The 16,874-nt window shown below is 63.0% G+C and carries 19 protein-coding genes; 17 read left to right on the top strand and 2 right to left on the bottom strand.

All coding sequences use genetic code 11. The features are described 5' to 3' along the window. The first annotated feature begins 9 nt into the window (after positions 1 to 9). The 5 genes from AC50X5_RS07655 (at position 10) to AC50X5_RS07635 (ending at position 5,077) form a co-directional block, all read left to right on the top strand. On the top strand, positions 10 to 1,353 hold the full coding sequence (locus AC50X5_RS07655; RefSeq protein ID WP_494975506.1) for an ABC transporter substrate-binding protein: 1,344 nt from the start codon (positions 10 to 12) through the stop codon (positions 1,351 to 1,353). A 27-nt stretch (positions 1,354 to 1,380) separates the two neighbouring features. Next, positions 1,381 to 2,595, top strand: coding sequence for a CaiB/BaiF CoA transferase family protein (locus tag AC50X5_RS07650; protein ID WP_494975505.1), 1,215 nt, complete (start codon positions 1,381 to 1,383; stop codon positions 2,593 to 2,595). Then, positions 2,592 to 3,383, top strand: coding sequence for an enoyl-CoA hydratase (locus AC50X5_RS07645; protein WP_494975504.1), 792 nt, complete (start codon positions 2,592 to 2,594; stop codon positions 3,381 to 3,383). The genes AC50X5_RS07650 and AC50X5_RS07645 overlap by 4 nt, the downstream gene beginning before the upstream one ends. A gap of 1 nt (position 3,384) precedes the next feature. Continuing rightward, a complete protein-coding gene (locus AC50X5_RS07640) occupies positions 3,385 to 4,245 on the top strand; it encodes an amidohydrolase family protein (protein WP_494975503.1) in 861 nt (286 codons plus the stop codon). 64 nt (positions 4,246 to 4,309) lie between these two features. Next, the gene (locus AC50X5_RS07635; RefSeq protein ID WP_494975502.1) at positions 4,310 to 5,077 is read left to right on the top strand and encodes an RraA family protein; all 768 of its coding nucleotides are present in this window, start codon (positions 4,310 to 4,312) and stop codon (positions 5,075 to 5,077) included. A 99-nt stretch (positions 5,078 to 5,176) separates the two neighbouring features. Here AC50X5_RS07635 and AC50X5_RS07630 read toward each other — a convergent pair whose 3' ends face one another. Beyond that, positions 5,177 to 6,181, bottom strand: a complete 1,005-nt coding sequence (locus AC50X5_RS07630; RefSeq protein ID WP_494975501.1) for a family 43 glycosylhydrolase — start codon at positions 6,179 to 6,181, stop codon at positions 5,177 to 5,179. A gap of 267 nt (positions 6,182 to 6,448) precedes the next feature. Between AC50X5_RS07630 and AC50X5_RS07625 the strand changes: the two genes are divergently transcribed. The 12 genes from AC50X5_RS07625 to AC50X5_RS07570 all read left to right on the top strand — a co-directional run bounded on the left by AC50X5_RS07625 (position 6,449) and on the right by AC50X5_RS07570 (position 16,346). Continuing rightward, positions 6,449 to 7,453 (top strand): LacI family DNA-binding transcriptional regulator, encoded by a 1,005-nt coding sequence (locus tag AC50X5_RS07625; protein WP_494975500.1) that lies wholly within the window; start codon positions 6,449 to 6,451, stop codon positions 7,451 to 7,453. A gap of 103 nt (positions 7,454 to 7,556) precedes the next feature. After that, positions 7,557 to 7,832, top strand: coding sequence for a CBS domain-containing protein (locus tag AC50X5_RS07620; protein WP_494975499.1), 276 nt, complete (start codon positions 7,557 to 7,559; stop codon positions 7,830 to 7,832). A gap of 1 nt (position 7,833) precedes the next feature. Then, a complete protein-coding gene (locus tag AC50X5_RS07615) occupies positions 7,834 to 9,336 on the top strand; it encodes an Nramp family divalent metal transporter (protein WP_494975498.1) in 1,503 nt (500 codons plus the stop codon). 3 nt (positions 9,337 to 9,339) lie between these two features. Then, entirely contained in the window at positions 9,340 to 9,915 is a 576-nt protein-coding gene (locus AC50X5_RS07610) for an HhH-GPD-type base excision DNA repair protein (RefSeq protein ID WP_494975497.1), read from the top strand. Positions 9,916 to 10,128: 213 nt separating this feature from the next. Continuing rightward, on the top strand, positions 10,129 to 10,431 hold the full coding sequence (locus AC50X5_RS07605) for an urease subunit gamma (protein WP_463936458.1): 303 nt from the start codon (positions 10,129 to 10,131) through the stop codon (positions 10,429 to 10,431). Positions 10,432 to 10,438: 7 nt separating this feature from the next. Continuing rightward, on the top strand, positions 10,439 to 10,810 hold the full coding sequence (locus AC50X5_RS07600) for an urease subunit beta (protein ID WP_494975496.1): 372 nt from the start codon (positions 10,439 to 10,441) through the stop codon (positions 10,808 to 10,810). Next, on the top strand, positions 10,807 to 12,552 hold the full coding sequence (gene ureC, locus AC50X5_RS07595; RefSeq protein WP_494975495.1) for an urease subunit alpha: 1,746 nt from the start codon (positions 10,807 to 10,809) through the stop codon (positions 12,550 to 12,552). The genes AC50X5_RS07600 and ureC overlap by 4 nt, the downstream gene beginning before the upstream one ends. An 8-nt stretch (positions 12,553 to 12,560) precedes the next feature. Beyond that, positions 12,561 to 13,046 carry an urease accessory protein UreE gene (ureE, locus tag AC50X5_RS07590; RefSeq protein WP_494975494.1) on the top strand — a complete coding sequence of 162 codons (486 nt, stop codon included), beginning with the start codon at positions 12,561 to 12,563 and terminating at the stop codon, positions 13,044 to 13,046. Further along, complete coding sequence (locus tag AC50X5_RS07585) at positions 13,027 to 13,707, top strand: urease accessory protein UreF (RefSeq protein ID WP_494975493.1); 681 nt, start codon at positions 13,027 to 13,029, stop codon at positions 13,705 to 13,707. The genes ureE and AC50X5_RS07585 overlap by 20 nt, the downstream gene beginning before the upstream one ends. A 25-nt stretch (positions 13,708 to 13,732) precedes the next feature. Next, positions 13,733 to 14,350 (top strand): urease accessory protein UreG, encoded by a 618-nt coding sequence (gene ureG, locus AC50X5_RS07580; protein WP_494975492.1) that lies wholly within the window; start codon positions 13,733 to 13,735, stop codon positions 14,348 to 14,350. Further along, entirely contained in the window at positions 14,347 to 15,273 is a 927-nt protein-coding gene (locus AC50X5_RS07575) for an urease accessory protein UreD (protein WP_494975491.1), read from the top strand. The genes ureG and AC50X5_RS07575 overlap by 4 nt, the downstream gene beginning before the upstream one ends. Further along, positions 15,273 to 16,346 carry a HoxN/HupN/NixA family nickel/cobalt transporter gene (locus AC50X5_RS07570; RefSeq protein WP_494975490.1) on the top strand — a complete coding sequence of 358 codons (1,074 nt, stop codon included), beginning with the start codon at positions 15,273 to 15,275 and terminating at the stop codon, positions 16,344 to 16,346. The genes AC50X5_RS07575 and AC50X5_RS07570 overlap by 1 nt, the downstream gene beginning before the upstream one ends. 54 nt (positions 16,347 to 16,400) lie before the next feature. Here the strand turns inward: AC50X5_RS07570 and AC50X5_RS07565 are convergent, their stop codons facing one another. After that, positions 16,401 to 16,850, bottom strand: coding sequence for a transferase (locus AC50X5_RS07565; protein ID WP_494975489.1), 450 nt, complete (start codon positions 16,848 to 16,850; stop codon positions 16,401 to 16,403). Between the last annotated feature and the right edge of the window lie 24 nt (positions 16,851 to 16,874).

Raw genomic sequence — 16,874 nt, 5'->3', positions numbered from 1 at the left:
GGCAACACTGTGAAACTACAACGCACAACTTTCCTTGCAGGCGCAGCAGCGGCAGCGCTCATCCTCTCCGCCTGTAGCGGGGGAACGGGCGCAACCTCCGGCCCGGCTCCGGGAGCCCCCGGCGCTGACGGCCAGGGAGAAGTCAAGGGTGACATTGCCGCGGCGTGGTGGGGCGGAACGTCCCGCATCGAGCTCACCAACAAAGTTATTGACATGTTCGTGGCCGAAAACCCGGGCGTCACCGTGGACCGGCAGTCGGCCGACTTTGCGAAGTACTTCGACAAGCTGAACGTCCAGGCCGCGAGCAAGGACCTGCCCTGCGTCGTCCAGCTCCAGGGGCGTCAAATCAATGACTACACCAAGCGAAACGTCCTGCTTCCTCTGGACCCGATGGTGGAATCAGGAGCGATTGATATCACGGACATCCCGGAGGCCGTTGTGGACGCAGGCCGCGGAACTGATGGCAAGCTTTATTTCCTGCCCTACGGTGCGGCCTATGACGCGGTCGGCGTCAACACCTCTCTGGCTCAGCAGTCGGGGGTTGGAACGCTCTCCGAGGGATATGACTGGCCTGAGTTCATCTCGTACCTGACCAAGGCCCAGGAAAAGATGCCCGACGGCGTGAATGCCTCCAACAACGGCGGCGGACGGCCCAACTACTTCATCGGCTGGACCCAGGCCAACGGCAAAAAACTCTTCAATGATGAGGGCAAGCTCGGGTTCGCCAAGAGCGACCTGACGGAGTACTGGACGATGTGGGAGGAGCTGCGCCAGGAAGGCGTGACCGTCACACCGCAACAAAGCTCCGAAGAGCCCACTGCCCCGGACCAGAGCTACTTTGCGCACGGGCAGGTCATGTCCGACACACTTCCGGGCAACGCGTTTACACCGGCGAGCAAGACTCTCGCCGGCGCCGCTCCCGGGCAGGCCATCACCACGCTGCCGTATCCCACGGGACCCAGCGGCTCCGGGAACGCTCTGTTCCCGTCAGGCTTCGCCGTGTCGGCTAATTGCCAGAACGTTCCCACGGCGGCAGCCTTCATCAACTACTTCACCAACGACCTGGAAGCGGGGAAGACGTTCGCCTCGGACAACGGCGCCGCTACCAACACCAAGGTCCTCGACGCCCAGCTCGCGGACCCGTCCATGTCGGCTACCAAGAAGCACGAACTGGAAACCTACAAGAAGATCATTTCCGAAGACCCGCCGACGATCGTCTTTCCCGCCGGCTACCAGTCCGTCTTTGAGAACTCTTTCAAGCGAGCCTACGAAGAGGTGGCTTTCGGGCGTATGAACGTCGACCAGGCTGCCGACAAATTTTTCGCTGAAGCCAACGCCAAGCTCGGCCAGTGAGTCTTCAAGTCAAAGGATGGCACCGTCATGACAGAGCAATCAAGCAGTCCCCCTAGCAGTCCCGTCACAGCCCTCAACGGCATCCGGGTCCTGGATCTGACCCAGGTGATGTCCGGGCCCTACTGCACCATGATGCTCGGTGACCTTGGGGCAGATGTCGTCAAGATCGAGCAGCCAGGGTCAGGAGACCAAACCCGGAAGTCATGGGGATACGCGGTCAAAGGGGAGGACAGCCGGGCTTTCCTGTCCCTGAACCGGAACAAGCGCAGCGTATGCCTGGATCTGAAGCAGGAGTCCCACCTGGAGGACTTCTACGCGCTGGTCGCCTCTGCGGATGTCGTAGTGGAAAACTTTCGCCCTGGCGTCGCGAAACGCCTTGGCATTGACTATGACACCCTCAGTGGCGTCAATCCGCGAATCATCTATGCAAGTATTTCGGGTTTCGGGCAGACCGGACCTTATGCAAATTATCCCGGCTATGACCTGATTGCCCAGGCGATGTCCGGTGTCATGAGCATTACTGGGGAACCTGGTGGCGAACCGGTGAAGTGCGGGCTGCCCGTGGCGGACCTGGGAGCCGGGTTGTTTTGCACCATTGGCATTCTTGGCGCGGTTATCGCCAGGGGGGAGGACGGGCCGGGGCAGTACCTGGAAACGTCGCTCTTTGAAACCGCAGTTGCCCTCTCGGTCTGGGAATCTACCGAGTACTGGGCCACCGGGGAAGTTCCCGCCGCGCTGGGTTCAGCAAACCGAATGTCCGCCCCGTATCAGGCCATCGCCACCAGCGACGGCTACGTCACCATCGGGGCGAACAATGAAAAACTGTGGCAAAACCTGTGCAGGGCTATGGGAGCAAAGCACTTCATCGAAGACCAACGCTTCGTCGATAACAACCGCAGGATGTCGAACCGGACCGAGCTGATCGCTGCGCTCGAGCCTTACTTCGCGCAGAAGACCACGGACGAGTGGGTAGAAATTCTCCTCGCGGAAGGCGTTCCCGCCGGCCCCATCAGGAACTACTCCCAGGTCCTGGACGAAGATCCCCACGTCAAGGCCAGAGGTATGGTCAGTTCCTTTGATCACCCGGTGGAGGGTCGCCTGCCCGTCCTTGCTTCACCCATCAGGCTTCACGGTACGCCGCCGACCATCCGGAAGGCGCCGCCGCTTCTGGGAGAGGACACGGAGGACGTCCTCGCTGGAATCCGCGTTCAGGCCCGCACCACGACGGGGCCCGGTGCATGAGCACGACCACTCCTGATGAAGGTTCGGTGACCATCACTGTGGCGGACAACGCCGCCGTGGTGGAACTGCGCAATCCGGGACGGCTGAACGCTTTCACCTGGAGCATGTACGACCAACTTGCAGCGCTCCCGGACTACCTCACTACCCGCGAGGACGTCCGGGCCGTGGTCATCCGCGGTGAAGGTGCAGCCTTCGCCGCGGGAACTGACATCAATCAATTCGTCGCTTTCACGACGGGAGAGCAGGGCGTGGCTTATGAACACCGCGTGGGGACGGTGTTTGAAGCACTCTCAACCATCGAAGTACCCACCATCGCCTTAGTGGAAGGGCCGGCCGTTGGAGCCGGACTGGCCATCGCGGCGGCATGCGACATCGTCCTGGCTACGCCTGATTCCGTCTTTGGAGCCCCCATCGCCAGAACCTTAGGCAACTGCTTGCCGGCACCGGTTATCGCCCGGCTCCAGAGCCGGCTCGGAATCAACAGGACCATGGCCATGCTGCTGACAGCAACCATGCTCTCAGCTCAGGACGCCCAAACCGCAGGGTTTGTGCACCGGGTCCATCCTGTTGAAGCAATCGACGATGAACTCCGGAAATTACTGAAACGAATTACGACCTCGGCGCCGCTGACTCTTGCCTCCATCAAAGAAATCAGTCGCCGGATTGAACAAGCAACACCCACTGTCCCATCCGATGATCTACTTCAGCTCTGCTACGGCAGTTCAGATTTCCAAGAAGGAGTACGGGCCTTCCTCGAACACCGACACCCCCTATGGAAAGGACAATAAAGTGAGTCGCACAATAGATGCGCATCACCATTTCTGGCGCACGGCTGCCCAGGAGCAGCCGTGGCGGACTGACGCCCACGCCGCGCTCGAAGCAGACTTCGGCCCTGAAGACCTGGAACCAGAGCTGAAGGCGGCCAATATCGACGCAACAGTTCTCATGCAGTCCGTGGATGAGCCCGCCGAGAATGACCGGCTTGCCGAATACGCCAAAAGCGAGCTTGTAGCCGGCGTTGTAGCATGGCTGCCCCTAGCGGACCCGGCCGCTGCCCTCGCCGAGCTGGACCGGATGAACCCGCACAAGGTCTGCGGCGTGCGTACCCTCATAGCCGCGGACCCTTTGGAGTGGCTGGCCAACAAGGAATCCATTTCCCTATTCCGTGAAATCGCGCGCCGCGGACTCGCCTGGGATGTCGTTCCGGTGACGTCCGAACAGATCCTCGCCGTTCTCAGGCTCGCGGCCGCCGTGCCCGAGCTTCGGATTGTTGTGGACCACCTTGGACGTCCTCCTGTTGACACCGGCGGATGGCAGCCCTGGGCCGATCACCTTAAAGATCTTTCCCGATGCCCCGGCATCGCAGTGAAAGTCTCGGTGGGGATTGACGTCCTCACGAAGTGGCACTCCTGGCAGCGCGAGGACCTGGTCCCATACGTCAAGTGGGTATCTGAACACTTCGGCGCCTCCCGGCTCATGATGGCCAGCAACTGGCCCGTCGTCCTGCTCAAGGCCGACTACCAGCGGGCCTGGCAGGACCTTCTGTCCGTTGTCCTGGACGTCTTCCCGGACGAAGCGGATCAGGCCCTGCTTATGGGTGGTACGGCCGAAAACTGGTACTCACTCCCGGTTCCCGCCACTGCGACCTAGTCCGTAAATGTCCATCACAAAACAAGCACTACAACCGAAAACACAAACAAGGAGCACATCCGCAATGACCACCACCGCCCACACGCCCTTTTCCTACGCCCAGGCTGACCCGGAAAACCTCGGAAGCCTGTACCAGCACTTGCGTGTCTGCGACGTAGTCGACGCCCTGGACGGCATTGGCTACTTCAACATTGGTCTGATGGACCCTGAAGTCCGCCCTCTCTGGCTGGGCATGAACTTCTGGGGAGAAGCAGCCACCATCCGTTGCGTCCCCTCCAACAAACCCATGTGGAAGCTGGACACTACCGAAGACATCGTCGCTGCGCACGGCCGCTGGTTCGCTGAGACCTCGCACGCCCGCCTTCCCGAAGACCTCAAGCCGGGCCACGTTGTGGTTATGGACGCTGGCGGTGGGCCAGAAGTCGGGTTCTGGGGCTCGGAGAACGCCATGGCAACAGTTCTCGGTGGTGCCGTCGGCATCATTACGGACGGCTATTGCCGCGACACTGCGGAAGTCGCAGCCCAGCGCAGCCCCGTCGTTGCCCGCCATCGCGGGCGCACCATCATCCCCGGACGAATCCAGGCCATCGAAACGCAGACCACCATCGCCTGTGGTGGCGTGCAAGTCAATCCTGGCGACATCGTAGGGGCTGATGACGACGGCGTTGTCGTTGTGCCGGCACACGTGGCACAGGAAGTCGCGGTCCACGCCCGTGCGATCCTGCTCGCCGACATGGCCGCACGCAAGAAGCACTACGCCAACCTGGGCTACCGGCCGGACAGCAGCGTGGACATCGAGGCCATCGAAGCATACTTCGCCAATGTCCATTAACAGCGTGTCCGCTGGCTGGGTACGAGCCTAGGCTGCGAGGGCCTGAGTACGGTTGCACCGGGCTCAGGCCCTCGAGCCGCCACGTCCCCTCGAAGTTACCTACAGCAGGGCCGGGTCCAGCCTCACGGGTGAGTCCAGGTCTCGAGTGCACACCAACACGCTGTCCTCCACGTGCAGCAGGGCCGCCTGGATGCTGGTTCGTTGTTCGCGGGCTGCCCGCTCCGGGTCTGCCAGGCCGCTGACCATGTCGGTATCCTGCCACTCCGGATGGGTGAAGTAGAAAATGTAGGCGAAGTCTTCTGCGGCGCCGTTGGAGTCGGCATGTTGAACCACGACGTCGGCATGGCGGCCATAGGTGGCATCGTCCGCTCCGCTGCCGGGCCGGTCCAGGATCAGGCCGTCGTTGGCTTCCTGCCGTTGCCAAGCGATCCCGTCCGCAGAACGGTGGACGGCCTGGCCGCGCCATTCGTCCACCACCATCCAGTACCAGTCGCCCAGCCTGAAGACGTTGGGCCCTTCATGGGCAGGCAGCCCGATCACCTGGCCTTCGGTCTGCCAGTCATTCAGATCGTCGCTGTTGCACACCGCGGACCAGGTGGTGGAACCGTCCATCTCGTCCTTGAACCAAAGCCGTGGGGTCCCGTCGGAGACCACGGCGAAGGCGGCGTCAATGACATTGGGGGATCCGACGTCGAGCATTCCCTGGTACTTCCAGTCCACCAGATCCGCCCCGGTGTAGTGGACAAGCCGGCGCTCGACCTTTTGGGTCCAGCTCCCCGGGGCACCGGCGCCCCACGTCAGGAAGAGATGATACTGCCCGGCGTGCCACACCACCTCGGGAGCCCAATGGGTGTTCAGGCCGGGGGAATCCGCGGGGTCCAGCCCGTCCACCACACCCCGGTAGGTCCAGGTAGCGCCGGCATCGGTTGAAACCGCGACGCCGATCCGGGTGCCGGTGATCCAGTCGCAACCCGCTGTGGTCAGCGTCGCCCGCCGCGCCGTGTAAAACATCCACCATTCGTCCGTTCCCCGGCGGTGGATGACCGTGGGATCAGCGGCGCCGTCGAAAACAGGGCAACGGAACAGTGGTGCGGCAGGCGTCATGCGGTGATTGTATAACGTTGTAAACCCGGAGGATAGAGGAGCTCCCGGCCGCCGCGGCAGCCTGCCCTGGGCGTCAGGCCCTCTTTTCCTTGCTGTTGAGGAAGGTCCGCAGCACCCCCTCCAACTGGCCACGCTCCCGGTGTGGCGATCTGCCCTAAAAAGGTCGCGGGCCACCCGGCTTGCCTGCTGGAAGCAACTAAGAGCCTCCAGGGACGTAGTGTTTCTGCAACGATGTATCTACAAACACTCCGCGAGTAAGGACCCCTCATGGCCGTCACCATGCATGATGTTGCCCGGGCGGCCGGCGTCTCCCTGAAGACCGTCTCCAACGTTCTCAACGACTACGAATTCATCAGCGATTCCACCAAGGCAAAAGTCCAGAAGGCCATAAAGGAACTGGGCTATGAAGCAAACCTGACAGCCCGCAGCTTACGCTCCGGCAAGACCCGGATGTTGGGCCTGGTGCTCTCGGACCTTTCCGTCCCGTACTACGCCGAGCTCGCATCGCGGCTGATGGTTGTTGCCTCGGAGGCGGGCTACCGGGTGCTGGTTGAGCAGTCCAATGCCGGTGCGGGCAACGAGCTCGCCGCCCTCCAGGGGCCATTCCGCCAACTCACCGACGGCCTGCTGTTCACCCCCCTTACCCTGGATCCGGAGACCATCATTGCCCGGCGCGGCAGCAAGCCACTGGTCCTGCTCGGCGAACATGTCCTGGATCCGCGCCTGGACCTGGTCACCATGAAGAACCATGCAGCCGCCCGCGCTGTCACCGCCCACCTGCTCGCGGGAGGCCGCCGTCGGATAGCCGTCCTCGGTGCCGAAGCAACAGACGACGCCGGAAGCCCCGGTTTGCGGCTGAACGGCTACCGGGCAGCGCTGGCCGAAGCCGGCGTTCCCTTTGATCCCGCGCTGGTGGTGCAGTGCCAGTGGCGGCGCGACGGCGGCGCGTCAGCAGTTGCTTCCCTCCAGTCCCGGGGCATCGAGTTCGATGCTGTTTTTGGCCTCAACGATGCGGTGGCGCTTGGCGCGATGCACGAGTTGCTGGTCCGCAGCGTGAAGGTGCCCGAGGATGTGACCGTGGCCGGCTTCGACAACATCGATGAAGCGAGTTATGCCTCGCCGTCCCTGACTACGGTGAGCCCCGGGATGGAAGAGATCGCCCAACGGTCCCTGCGGCTCCTCCTGGACCGGATAGATGGCAAGGAAACCTCGCCTGATGGCGTCCACATCGAGGCGGACTACACTCTGCTAATCCGCAGCTCGGCCCCCTGAGCCGGAACGGGTAGTACCTATTGCGCCATCCTTGCCCACGGCAGTAGCCAGCACTAGCCTGAAAGTGGGCTGCAGCTGAAGAACCGGGCCGGTCCGGGACATCATGATCAAGTGCATCGCCGACGGCGGCAATCCACAAGCCCATTCAGCAGGAGACTTCGCCCAGGGCAAGCCCGTCACCGTGGGAGCCGACGATTCGGTGGAAGAAGCCATCCGCACCATGCAGGAGTACCAGGTACGCCGCCTCCCGGTTATTGACGGCCACGACCTCGTCGGGATCGTCTCCCAGGCTGATATTGCACGCAGTTATCCGGAGGACAGAGTCGGGGAATTGGTAGCTTTCATTTCCTACCAGGGCCGCCAAGGGCGACGAACATGAAGTGCATAAGTTCCTGAGCGGGATTGAATATCCCGCCAGCAAGGCGGCTCTGCTGGACAAAGCCAAGGAGTCCGGAGCGGACGGCGACGTCCTGAAGGCGCTCGAGGACCTGCCTGACCAGGACTTCGACAGTCCCGGGCAAGGTGACGCGCTAACATTTGCTTACGTCACCCAATGCCGGGCCGCGAAGCGGGGCCGGTCGCACCGAAAGGTTCCCATGGCAGAAACAACTGCGCACGCCGACTCTGAGGAGCGGGCCCGCCTCCACAAATGGAAGATCATCGGCCCCGGGCTTGTGGTGGCAGCTACCGGTGTGGGCGCGGCGGACATGGTAGCAACGCTGGCTGCTGGTTCCCGGTACGGATACATGCTTCTGTGGGCAGTCATCCTGGGTATCCTGCTGAAAATCGTCCTGGTTGAAGGCGCAGGGCGCTACTCCCTGACCACCGGCAAGACAATTTTCCAGGGCTGGCGTTCTCTTGGCCGGTGGCCCGTCTGGTACTTCGGGCCCTACATCATGATCTGGGGCATTGTGTACGGTGCTTCGGCCATGTCATCGAGCGCATTGCCATTGGCCGCGCTTTTTCCGGCGGTTCCGCTGTGGGTCTTTGCCATCGGCACCGGGCTTGCAGGCTTCGTCATGGTGTGGTTCAACAGGTACGCCGTGTTCGAGAAGATCACCGCGGTTCTGGTCGGCCTGATGTTTATCACCATCGTGGGGCTGGCCGTGATCGCTGCCCCTAACATCCCCGCCATGTTCACCGGACTCATCCCGATGATCCCGGACGGCGGACTCTTCTACACCCTGGCCCTGGCTGGTGGGGTGGGCGGCACCATCACCCTGGCCGCATACGGCTACTGGCTGCGCGAAAAAGGCTGGATCACCCCGGGCTGGATGCGGGTCATGCGCATCGACAACACCATGGCTTATGTCATGACGGGTATTTTCGTCATCTCCATGCTGATTGTGGGCGTGGAAGTGGTGCAGGTGGCAGGCGTCAGCATCTCGGCTGGCGACAAGGGCCTGCTGGACCTGACCGGCGTGCTGCAGGACCGTTATGGAGACGTCATCGGCATCGCCTTCCTATGGGGCTTCTTCGCCGCCGCTTTCTCCTCCATCCTGGGCGTGTGGAACGGCGTCTCCCTGATGTTCGCGGACTTCTGGGCCAACACCCGGGGCAAGGGCTCGGACCATGCGGATGCCAGGCTCAAAGGAAAATACTTCCGCTTCTACCTGATCTGGCTGACCTTCCCCTCCATGCTGTTGCTGATGCTGGATGAGCCGATCGGCTTGGTCCTCGCCTACGGCGTCCTGGGCGCTCTGTTCATGCCGTTCCTCGCCATCACGCTGTTGCCGCTGCTGAACCTGGAAAAGTACGGTGTCCCCGTAGCATGGCGCAACCGCTGGCACACCAACACCGCTTTGGTAATCACTGCCGTCCTGTTTGTTGTGCTTGGCGGTTATCAGCTGGTGACCACCATCCAGAATGCCCTTGGAGGGTAAAACGTGGAACTGCACATCACTGGGAGCCCGGACGCAGACGCCGTGCTGGGTTCGGATCCTTTTGCGCTCCTGACCGGCATGCTGCTGGACCAGCAAGTCACCATGGAGTCCGCCTTCGCCGGGCCGCAGAAAATTCAGGACAGAATCGGAACGCTGGACCCCTCGGCCATCGCTGCCTACGATCCGCAGGAATTCCTTGGGGTCTTCAAGCAGAGTCCGGCCGTCCACCGCTTTCCCGGCTCGATGGCCGCCAGGGTCCAAGCGCTCGCGGCAACCGTTGAGGGGGACTGGGGCGGCGACGCCTCAGCCATCTGGACCCAGGGAGAACCGGACGGGCCCGAGGTACTGCGCCGGCTGAAGCAACTGCCCGGTTTCGGAGACCAGAAAGCCAGAATCTTCCTCGCCCTGCTGGGCAAGCAGTGCGGGCTCAAGGCCCCGGGCTGGCGCGAAGCTGCAGGGCATTACGGCGAAGAAGGCTCCTACCTCTCCGTCGCGGACATCGTGGACTCCGAATCGCTGGCCAAGGTCCGGGCCAGCAAGCAGGCAGCGAAGGCAGCAGCCAAGGCCGCGAAGAAGTAGTCCGCAAAGAAATAACCCGCCCGCGCCCGCGCCGCCCCTCATCCTCTCCCAACTAAGTAGCACTTGTTGCCCTTTGAAGCCCGGTAAAGGGCAACAAGTGCTACTTAGTTGGGTTGGGAGGACTCTGCCGGAGACATTCCCGAAACGCCCCTGAAACGTGCGGCCCCTACGCTGATCCCACGCCATCTCCGGCAGGACGTTGAAGGGATCCGCATGCATCTGATGCCCCGTGAGCAGGAAAAGCTCATGATTGTGGTGGCAGCTGACCTCGCCCGCCGCCGCCAGGCCCGCGGGCTGAAGCTGAACTTTCCGGAGTCGGTAGCGATCATCAGCTACGAACTCATCGAAGGCGCCCGCGATGGCCGTACCGTCGCCGAACTGATGAGCTACGGAACCACCCTCCTCACCCGGAACGACGTGATGGAAGGCGTGCCGGAAATGATCCACGACGTCCAGATCGAAGCCACCTTCCCGGATGGCACCAAACTGGTCACCGTCCACGATCCTATCCGCTAGGAGCCACATGATTCCCGGAGAATACCGGCTCCGCCCGGAGCCCGTTGCCTGCAATACCGGCCGTGAAGCCATCGCCGTAGAGGTGGTCAACCGCGGCGACCGGCCCATCCAGGTTGGTTCGCACTATCACTTCGCCGAGGCCAATAATGCACTTGAGTTTGACCGGGATGCGGCCTTTGGCCGTCGCCTGGACATCCCCGCCGGCACTGCAGCCCGCTTTGAGCCGGGCGACTCCCGCACGGTTCAACTGGTGGAGCTTGCCGGCAGCCGTGAGGTGTATGGACTCAGCAATGCTGTGAACGGAAAGCTCGACGGCGGCACCCGCCGACAGCCCAACGCCATGCCGGACCTCACCACCACAGAGGGGAGCCGGCCATGAGCTTCGACTTGCCGCGCAGACAATACGCCGATCTCTACGGGCCCACCACGGGCGATGCCATCCGGCTGGCGGACACCGGACTGTTCCTGGAAATCGAGAAGGACCTCACTGTCTACGGCGAGGAAGTGGTGTTTGGCGGCGGCAAGGTGATCCGGGACGGGATGGGCCAGAACGGCCAGCTGACCCGTAATGGCGAAGGTAGCGCTCCCGATGTGCCGGACACCGTGATCACCAACGTTGTGATCCTGGATTACACCGGCATTTATAAGGCGGACGTTGCCCTTCGCGACGGCCACATCTTCGCGATCGGTAAGGCCGGCAACCCGCAAATCATGGACGGCGTGGACATTGTGATCGGCGCCGGCACGGAGATTATCGCCGGCGAGCGGAAAATCCTCACCGCCGGCGGGATCGACACCCACATCCACTTCATCTCCCCGGACCAGGTGCCCACGGCGTTGACCAGCGGCGTCACCACCATGGTGGGCGGCGGCACCGGCCCGGCGGAGGGCACCAAAGCCACCACCGTCACCCCCGGCGCATGGCACATCCACCGGATGCTGCAGGCGGCTGAAGGGCTGCCCGTCAACATCGGTCTGCTGGGCAAAGGCCACGCGTCCGCCGTGGAGCCCCTTGCCGAGCAGATCCGCGCCGGTGCCGTGGGGCTCAAAGTCCATGAGGACTGGGGAACAACGACGGCGGCGATCGACAATTCGCTGAAGGTGGCCGATGAATACGACGTCCAGGTGGCCATCCATACCGACACCCTGAACGAGTGCGGGTTTGTGGAGGACACTATCGCCGCGATCGACGGCCGGGTGATCCACACCTTCCACACCGAAGGCGCCGGTGGCGGCCATGCCCCGGACATCATCAAAATTGCCGGGCTGCCCAACGTGCTGCCGGCGTCCACCAACCCCACGCTGCCGTACACGCGCAACACCATCGAAGAACACCTGGACATGCTGATGGTCTGCCACCACCTCAACCCGGACATCCCCGAGGATGTGGCCTTCGCCGATTCGCGGATCCGGGCCGAGACCATCGCCGCGGAGGACGTACTGCAGGACATGGGTATCTTCTCCATCACGTCCTCCGATTCCCAAGCCATGGGCCGTGTAGGTGAGGTCATCACGCGTACCTGGCAGGTGGCGGACAAGATGAAGAAGCAGCGCGGGGTGCTCCATGATCCGGCAGGCGCGGCTCATGGTTCCGCGGACAGCGACAACTTCCGGCTCAAACGCTACGTGGCCAAATACACCATCAACCCGGCGATCGCGCAGGGCATGGCGGACTCCGTCGGCTCCGTGGAGGTGGGTAAGTTCGCGGACCTGGTGCTGTGGGACCCGGCGTTCTTCGGGGTCAAGCCCGAGCTGGTTCTCAAGGGCGGCCAAATCGCCTACGCCCTCATGGGGGACGCCAACGCCTCCATCCCGACGCCGCAGCCGCGCACCATGCGCCCCATGTTCGCCACGTTCGGCAAGGCGCTGCAACAGTCGTCCATCACGTTCCTGTCGCAGGCCGCGATCGACGCCGGTGTACCTGAAGAGCTGGGCCTGCAGAAAGTGATCCGGCCGGTCTCCGGCATCCGGACGCTGACCAAGGCGGACCTCAAGTACAACGGTGCCACCCCGGACATTCAGGTGGATCCGGAAACCTACCAGGTAACTGTCGACGGCGAGGACGTCACCTGTGAGCCCTCGGACGAGCTGCCCATGGCGCAGCGCTACTTCCTCTTTTAGGAGCCACTGTGATTATTGAGAAGATTCTGGGCAACCTCCACGAACTGCCCGCCGCCGAGACTGCCGCCCTGACAAGGCACCACAAAGAGAAAGTAGTGCTGCCCAGCTCCCAGCTGGTCAAACGTATCCAACGGGTCACCACGGATCACGGCAAGGAGCTCGGCATCAGGCTGCCCTCCACTGCCGGGGACCTGCGCGACGGCGACATCCTGCACGTAGCCGAGAGCAACATGATTGTGGTGTCAGTGTTGCCCACAGACGTCCTGGTCATCGCGCCGAGATCCGTTTACGAAATGGGTGTAGTGGCGCATTCGCTGGGCAACCGGCACCTGCAGGCGCAGTTCTTCGATGCCTCCTCCGAGTACGGCGCCGAGGTGATGGTGTGCCAGTACGACCACACCGTGGAGGACTACCTCAAACACGTTGGCGCCCCTTATGAACGGCAGGACCGCGTAATGCCTGTCCCCTTCCGCCATGCCGAACACAGCCACTAGCTACCAGCTGGCCCTGCAGCAGCTCACCGATTCCGCACTGCCTACCGGGGCCTTCGCGCATTCGCTGGGCTTCGAGGGGTATATCGAGCGCGGGCTGGTCCACGACGAGGCCTCTTTTGGGACGTGGCTCTCGGCGTTTGTGACGCAACAACTGACCTATTCGGACGGCCTGGCCATCCGTTTTTCCTATGAAGGAGTACCCGTTGGCGAACTCGACGCCCAGCTCACGGCTCAACTGCTGCCACGCCAGGTCCGCGAGGCCAGTATCAAGATGGGCACCCGGCTGCTCGAGATCGGCCAGGACGTCTTCCCGTCACCGGCGCTGGCACTGTACCGGGAGATGGTGACCACGGGCAGGGCCGCAGGGCACCAGCCGCTGGCGTTCGCCGTCGTCGCGCGCTCCCTGGGCGTGCCGCTGGCCGAGGCGCTGTCCGCGTACCTTTTTGCCGCCGTCACCTCCCTGACGCAGAACGCGGTGCGGGCCATCCCGCTGGGCCAGAACGCAGGGCAGCGGCTGCTGCGGAAAGCGGCCGACGACGTCGTTGCCGCCGTCGAACAGGTCCCGCACCTCACGCCGGATGACTTCGGTGCCATCAGCCCGGGGCTGGAAATTTCACAGATGCGGCACGAACGCCAACGCGCCCGCATGTTCATGAGCTGACTGTTTACGGAATCAAGGAGGAAACATGTCTGAACCCATCAAAATCGGCATCGGCGGGCCCGTCGGAGCCGGGAAGACGCAGCTGGTGGAGCGGCTCACCCGGCACATGAGTACTGAAATCTCCATGGCCGCCATCACCAACGACATTTACACCATCGAGGACGCGAAGATCCTGGCCGCCAACGGGATCCTGCCGGAGGACCGGATCATCGGCGTCGAAACGGGTGGCTGCCCGCACACCGCCATCCGCGAGGATACTTCGATGAACACCGCAGCTATCGAGGAGCTGAAGGCACGGCATCCGGACCTGCAGGTCATCTTTGTGGAATCCGGCGGCGACAACCTTTCCGCCACCTTCAGCCCCGAACTGGTGGACTTCTCCATCTACATCATCGACGTGGCCCAAGGCGAAAAAATCCCGCGCAAAGCCGGCCAGGGCATGATCAAGTCGGACCTGTTCATCATCAACAAGACGGATCTGGCCCCGCATGTTGGCGCGGATCTCTCCGTCATGGAGCGCGACTCCCGCGAATTCCGCGGCGCCAAACCGTTCTGCTTCACCAACCTCAAAACAGATGAGGGCCTCGACGGCGTGATCGAGTGGGTGCGCCGCGATGTCCTGATGCTCGACCTCGCCTCATGATCACGATGCCGGTGATCGAGCCTGTCGAGACCCGGGGATTTCGACAGGCTCAATCACCAGGCGGATTTCGACAGGCTCAATCACCGGAACCCCGCGGAGTTCTCAACCTGGTGATTGGCGACGGCAACGGACGGTCCGTCGCTTCGCAGCAGTTTCATCAGGGCGCACTGAGAGTGTTGCGGCCGCATTACCTGGATGACAGCGGGCAGGTTTGTTATGTCATGGTGAATCCCGGTGGAGCTTACCTGGGCGCTGACCTTTACTTACTCGATGTGGAGGTTAAAGCAGGGGCTGATCTGTTGCTGACGACGCAGTCCGCCACGAAGGTCTACCGGACTCCTGGATCCTTTGCTGAGCAGCGGATGACTGTGCGGCTGGGGGAGGCGGCGCGAATGGAACTATTGCCGGACCAGCTTATTGCCTACCGCGAGGCCAGCTACCGGCAGCACACGCACATCACCATGAGTCCGACGTCCAGCCTGGTGGTAGCCGATGTGGTGACGCCCGGTTGGTCCCCGGATGGGGCATCGTTCCGTTACGAGGAGCTGCGGCTGAGGACTGAGATCCGGATAGGCGCCGGGCACGGAGGCGAACTCCTGGCCCTGGACAACGTGCTGATCCGGCCACCCTCGGCGGACGTGACCGGAATGGGCTTTATGGAGGGCTACACCCATTTGGGATCACTTCTGGTGGTTGATCCCCGCGTGGACCAAGCGCTCGCCGATGAACTCCACCACGTGGCCGCCGGACACGGCGCCCATACCGGAATCTCGCTGACGCGTCCCCTGGCCGGCACCACCGGATTGGTCCTCCGGGCGTTGTCCAACAGCACTGGGGAGCTGAACCGCCTGCTGGGCGCCTGCACGGGCTATCTTCGAAATCGCTGGTACGGGCAACAGCCCCTGAACCTGAGGAAGTACTGATGACGACCTTGACGGCGTTCGCCTCGTTCTACCACCGCCGGGAGCACCTGCCCTTCCGGACGCGGTTGCTGTTTACCTTCGGGGCGGTGGCCGCACTCCACGGTGCCGCCGTCATACTTTTCCTCCTGGGGATGTCCGGTGGGACCCCAGCCGGCATTTCGATTCCAGGTGGCGAACCGATAGTGCTGGGACTGGTGCTCACTGCGTACCTGGCCGGTGTGAAGCACAGCTATGACTGGGATCATCTGGCTGCGATCGACAACTCCACGCGCAAGTTTGTGGCGCAGCGGCAGGACCCGGTCAGTGTGGGGTTCGCCTTCAGCCTGGGGCACAGTTCGGTGGTGATCCTGGCGGGCGTGCTGGTCATTGCCGGTGCGTCCGTGGTGGGGCAGTTCATGGAGGACGGAACCGCGGGAAACCTGGTGTTGGGGCTGATCGGCAGCGGTGTTTCCGGGGTGTTCCTGCTGGCGATGGGCCTCTACAACGGTTCCGCCTTTATGCGTGCGGCCGGCGTGTATCGGAGTGCGCGCGGCGGCGGGAGCATCGCCGTCGACGATCTGGAGACGAAGGGGCTGGTGGCGCGGCTGCTGGCCAGGCCGCTGTCCCGGGTGCGGCGGCCGCGGAACATTTACGTGATCGGGTTCCTGTTCGGGCTGGGGTTTGATACTGCCACAACGATCGGGCTGCTGGTGATGACGACGGCGGCCTCGCTCGCCGGGGTGTCTCCGCTGGCATTGCTCGCGCTGCCCCTCGCCTTCACCGCTGCGATGACCCTGTGCGATTCCCTCAACGGCGTGGCCATGATGCGGATGTACCGCTCTGCGCTGGACGATCCGCTGCGGAAGCTTGGCTTTAACGCTGTAGTTACCGGGATCTCAGCCGTGTCCGCCCTGTTCATCGCCGTGATCACGCTGGGCGGCTTCGCCAATGCGGCATTCGTGCTGGAGGATCCGCTCACCACCTGGCTGGGTTCGATCGATCTGGGCAACGCAGGGTTGCTCCTGGTTGGCCTTTTGCTGGCGGTGTGGGGCGCAAACCACCTTCTGCGCCCGGGCCGGACCGCCCCGCGCTAACGCCATCATTTGAACTCGTTGGCGGGCGTGGCGGATGCTGAGACCAGGCCCCCGCTAGGCGGCCAGGCCGTGCTGCTTGCGCGTGGGGTGGCGCTTGCCGCGGGCAGGGCGGCCGCGCTCCGGCTCGGCCATGATCCGGGCACCATCAGGCACGATCGTGTCTGCATGCACAAGGGCGCCGTGGCCAATGACGGCACCGGAGCCGATCCGGGCGTGGCTGCCGATATGGACGCGGTTGCCAATAGCTGTTCCGTGGCCAACATGCACCGCGTCACCAATGACCACGCGATCGCCAATCCTGGCGCCGCGGTCAATCCAGCTGCCCCGGCCGATCCGGGCTCCGGAACCGATACTGGCGCCGGGCTCCACATAGGTCATGGAACCGATCCGCACGTTATCGGCGACGGCGGCTCCGGGCGCGACCAGCCCCCCACCATTCGGGTGCCGGACGTAGCGGGTGACCTTGCCGGCGTCGTCTTCTACTGACTCAAACTTCCTGCTCATTCGGTTCCTTTACAGACGGGTTGT

Source organism: Pseudarthrobacter sp. MDT1-40-2 (genome assembly GCF_059383595.1).
Note: the sequence above shows the minus strand (reverse complement) of the source record. Positions and strands in the feature narration are given on the sequence as shown.

Coding starts and splice junctions, on each gene's coding strand:
- AC50X5_RS07650 (WP_494975505.1), top strand. CDS start 1,381: ATGACAGAGCAATCAAGCAGTCCCCCTAGCAGTCCCGTCACAGCCCTC.
- AC50X5_RS07645 (WP_494975504.1), top strand. CDS start 2,592: ATGAGCACGACCACTCCTGATGAAGGTTCGGTGACCATCACTGTGGCG.
- AC50X5_RS07635 (WP_494975502.1), top strand. CDS start 4,310: ATGACCACCACCGCCCACACGCCCTTTTCCTACGCCCAGGCTGACCCG.
- AC50X5_RS07630 (WP_494975501.1), bottom strand. CDS start 6,181: ATGACGCCTGCCGCACCACTGTTCCGTTGCCCTGTTTTCGACGGCGCC.
- AC50X5_RS07625 (WP_494975500.1), top strand. CDS start 6,449: ATGGCCGTCACCATGCATGATGTTGCCCGGGCGGCCGGCGTCTCCCTG.
- AC50X5_RS07620 (WP_494975499.1), top strand. CDS start 7,557: ATGATCAAGTGCATCGCCGACGGCGGCAATCCACAAGCCCATTCAGCA.
- AC50X5_RS07605 (WP_463936458.1), top strand. CDS start 10,129: ATGCATCTGATGCCCCGTGAGCAGGAAAAGCTCATGATTGTGGTGGCA.
- AC50X5_RS07600 (WP_494975496.1), top strand. CDS start 10,439: ATGATTCCCGGAGAATACCGGCTCCGCCCGGAGCCCGTTGCCTGCAAT.
- ureC (WP_494975495.1), top strand. CDS start 10,807: ATGAGCTTCGACTTGCCGCGCAGACAATACGCCGATCTCTACGGGCCC.
- AC50X5_RS07585 (WP_494975493.1), top strand. CDS start 13,027: ATGCCGAACACAGCCACTAGCTACCAGCTGGCCCTGCAGCAGCTCACC.
- ureG (WP_494975492.1), top strand. CDS start 13,733: ATGTCTGAACCCATCAAAATCGGCATCGGCGGGCCCGTCGGAGCCGGG.
- AC50X5_RS07575 (WP_494975491.1), top strand. CDS start 14,347: ATGATCACGATGCCGGTGATCGAGCCTGTCGAGACCCGGGGATTTCGA.
- AC50X5_RS07570 (WP_494975490.1), top strand. CDS start 15,273: ATGACGACCTTGACGGCGTTCGCCTCGTTCTACCACCGCCGGGAGCAC.
- AC50X5_RS07565 (WP_494975489.1), bottom strand. CDS start 16,850: ATGAGCAGGAAGTTTGAGTCAGTAGAAGACGACGCCGGCAAGGTCACC.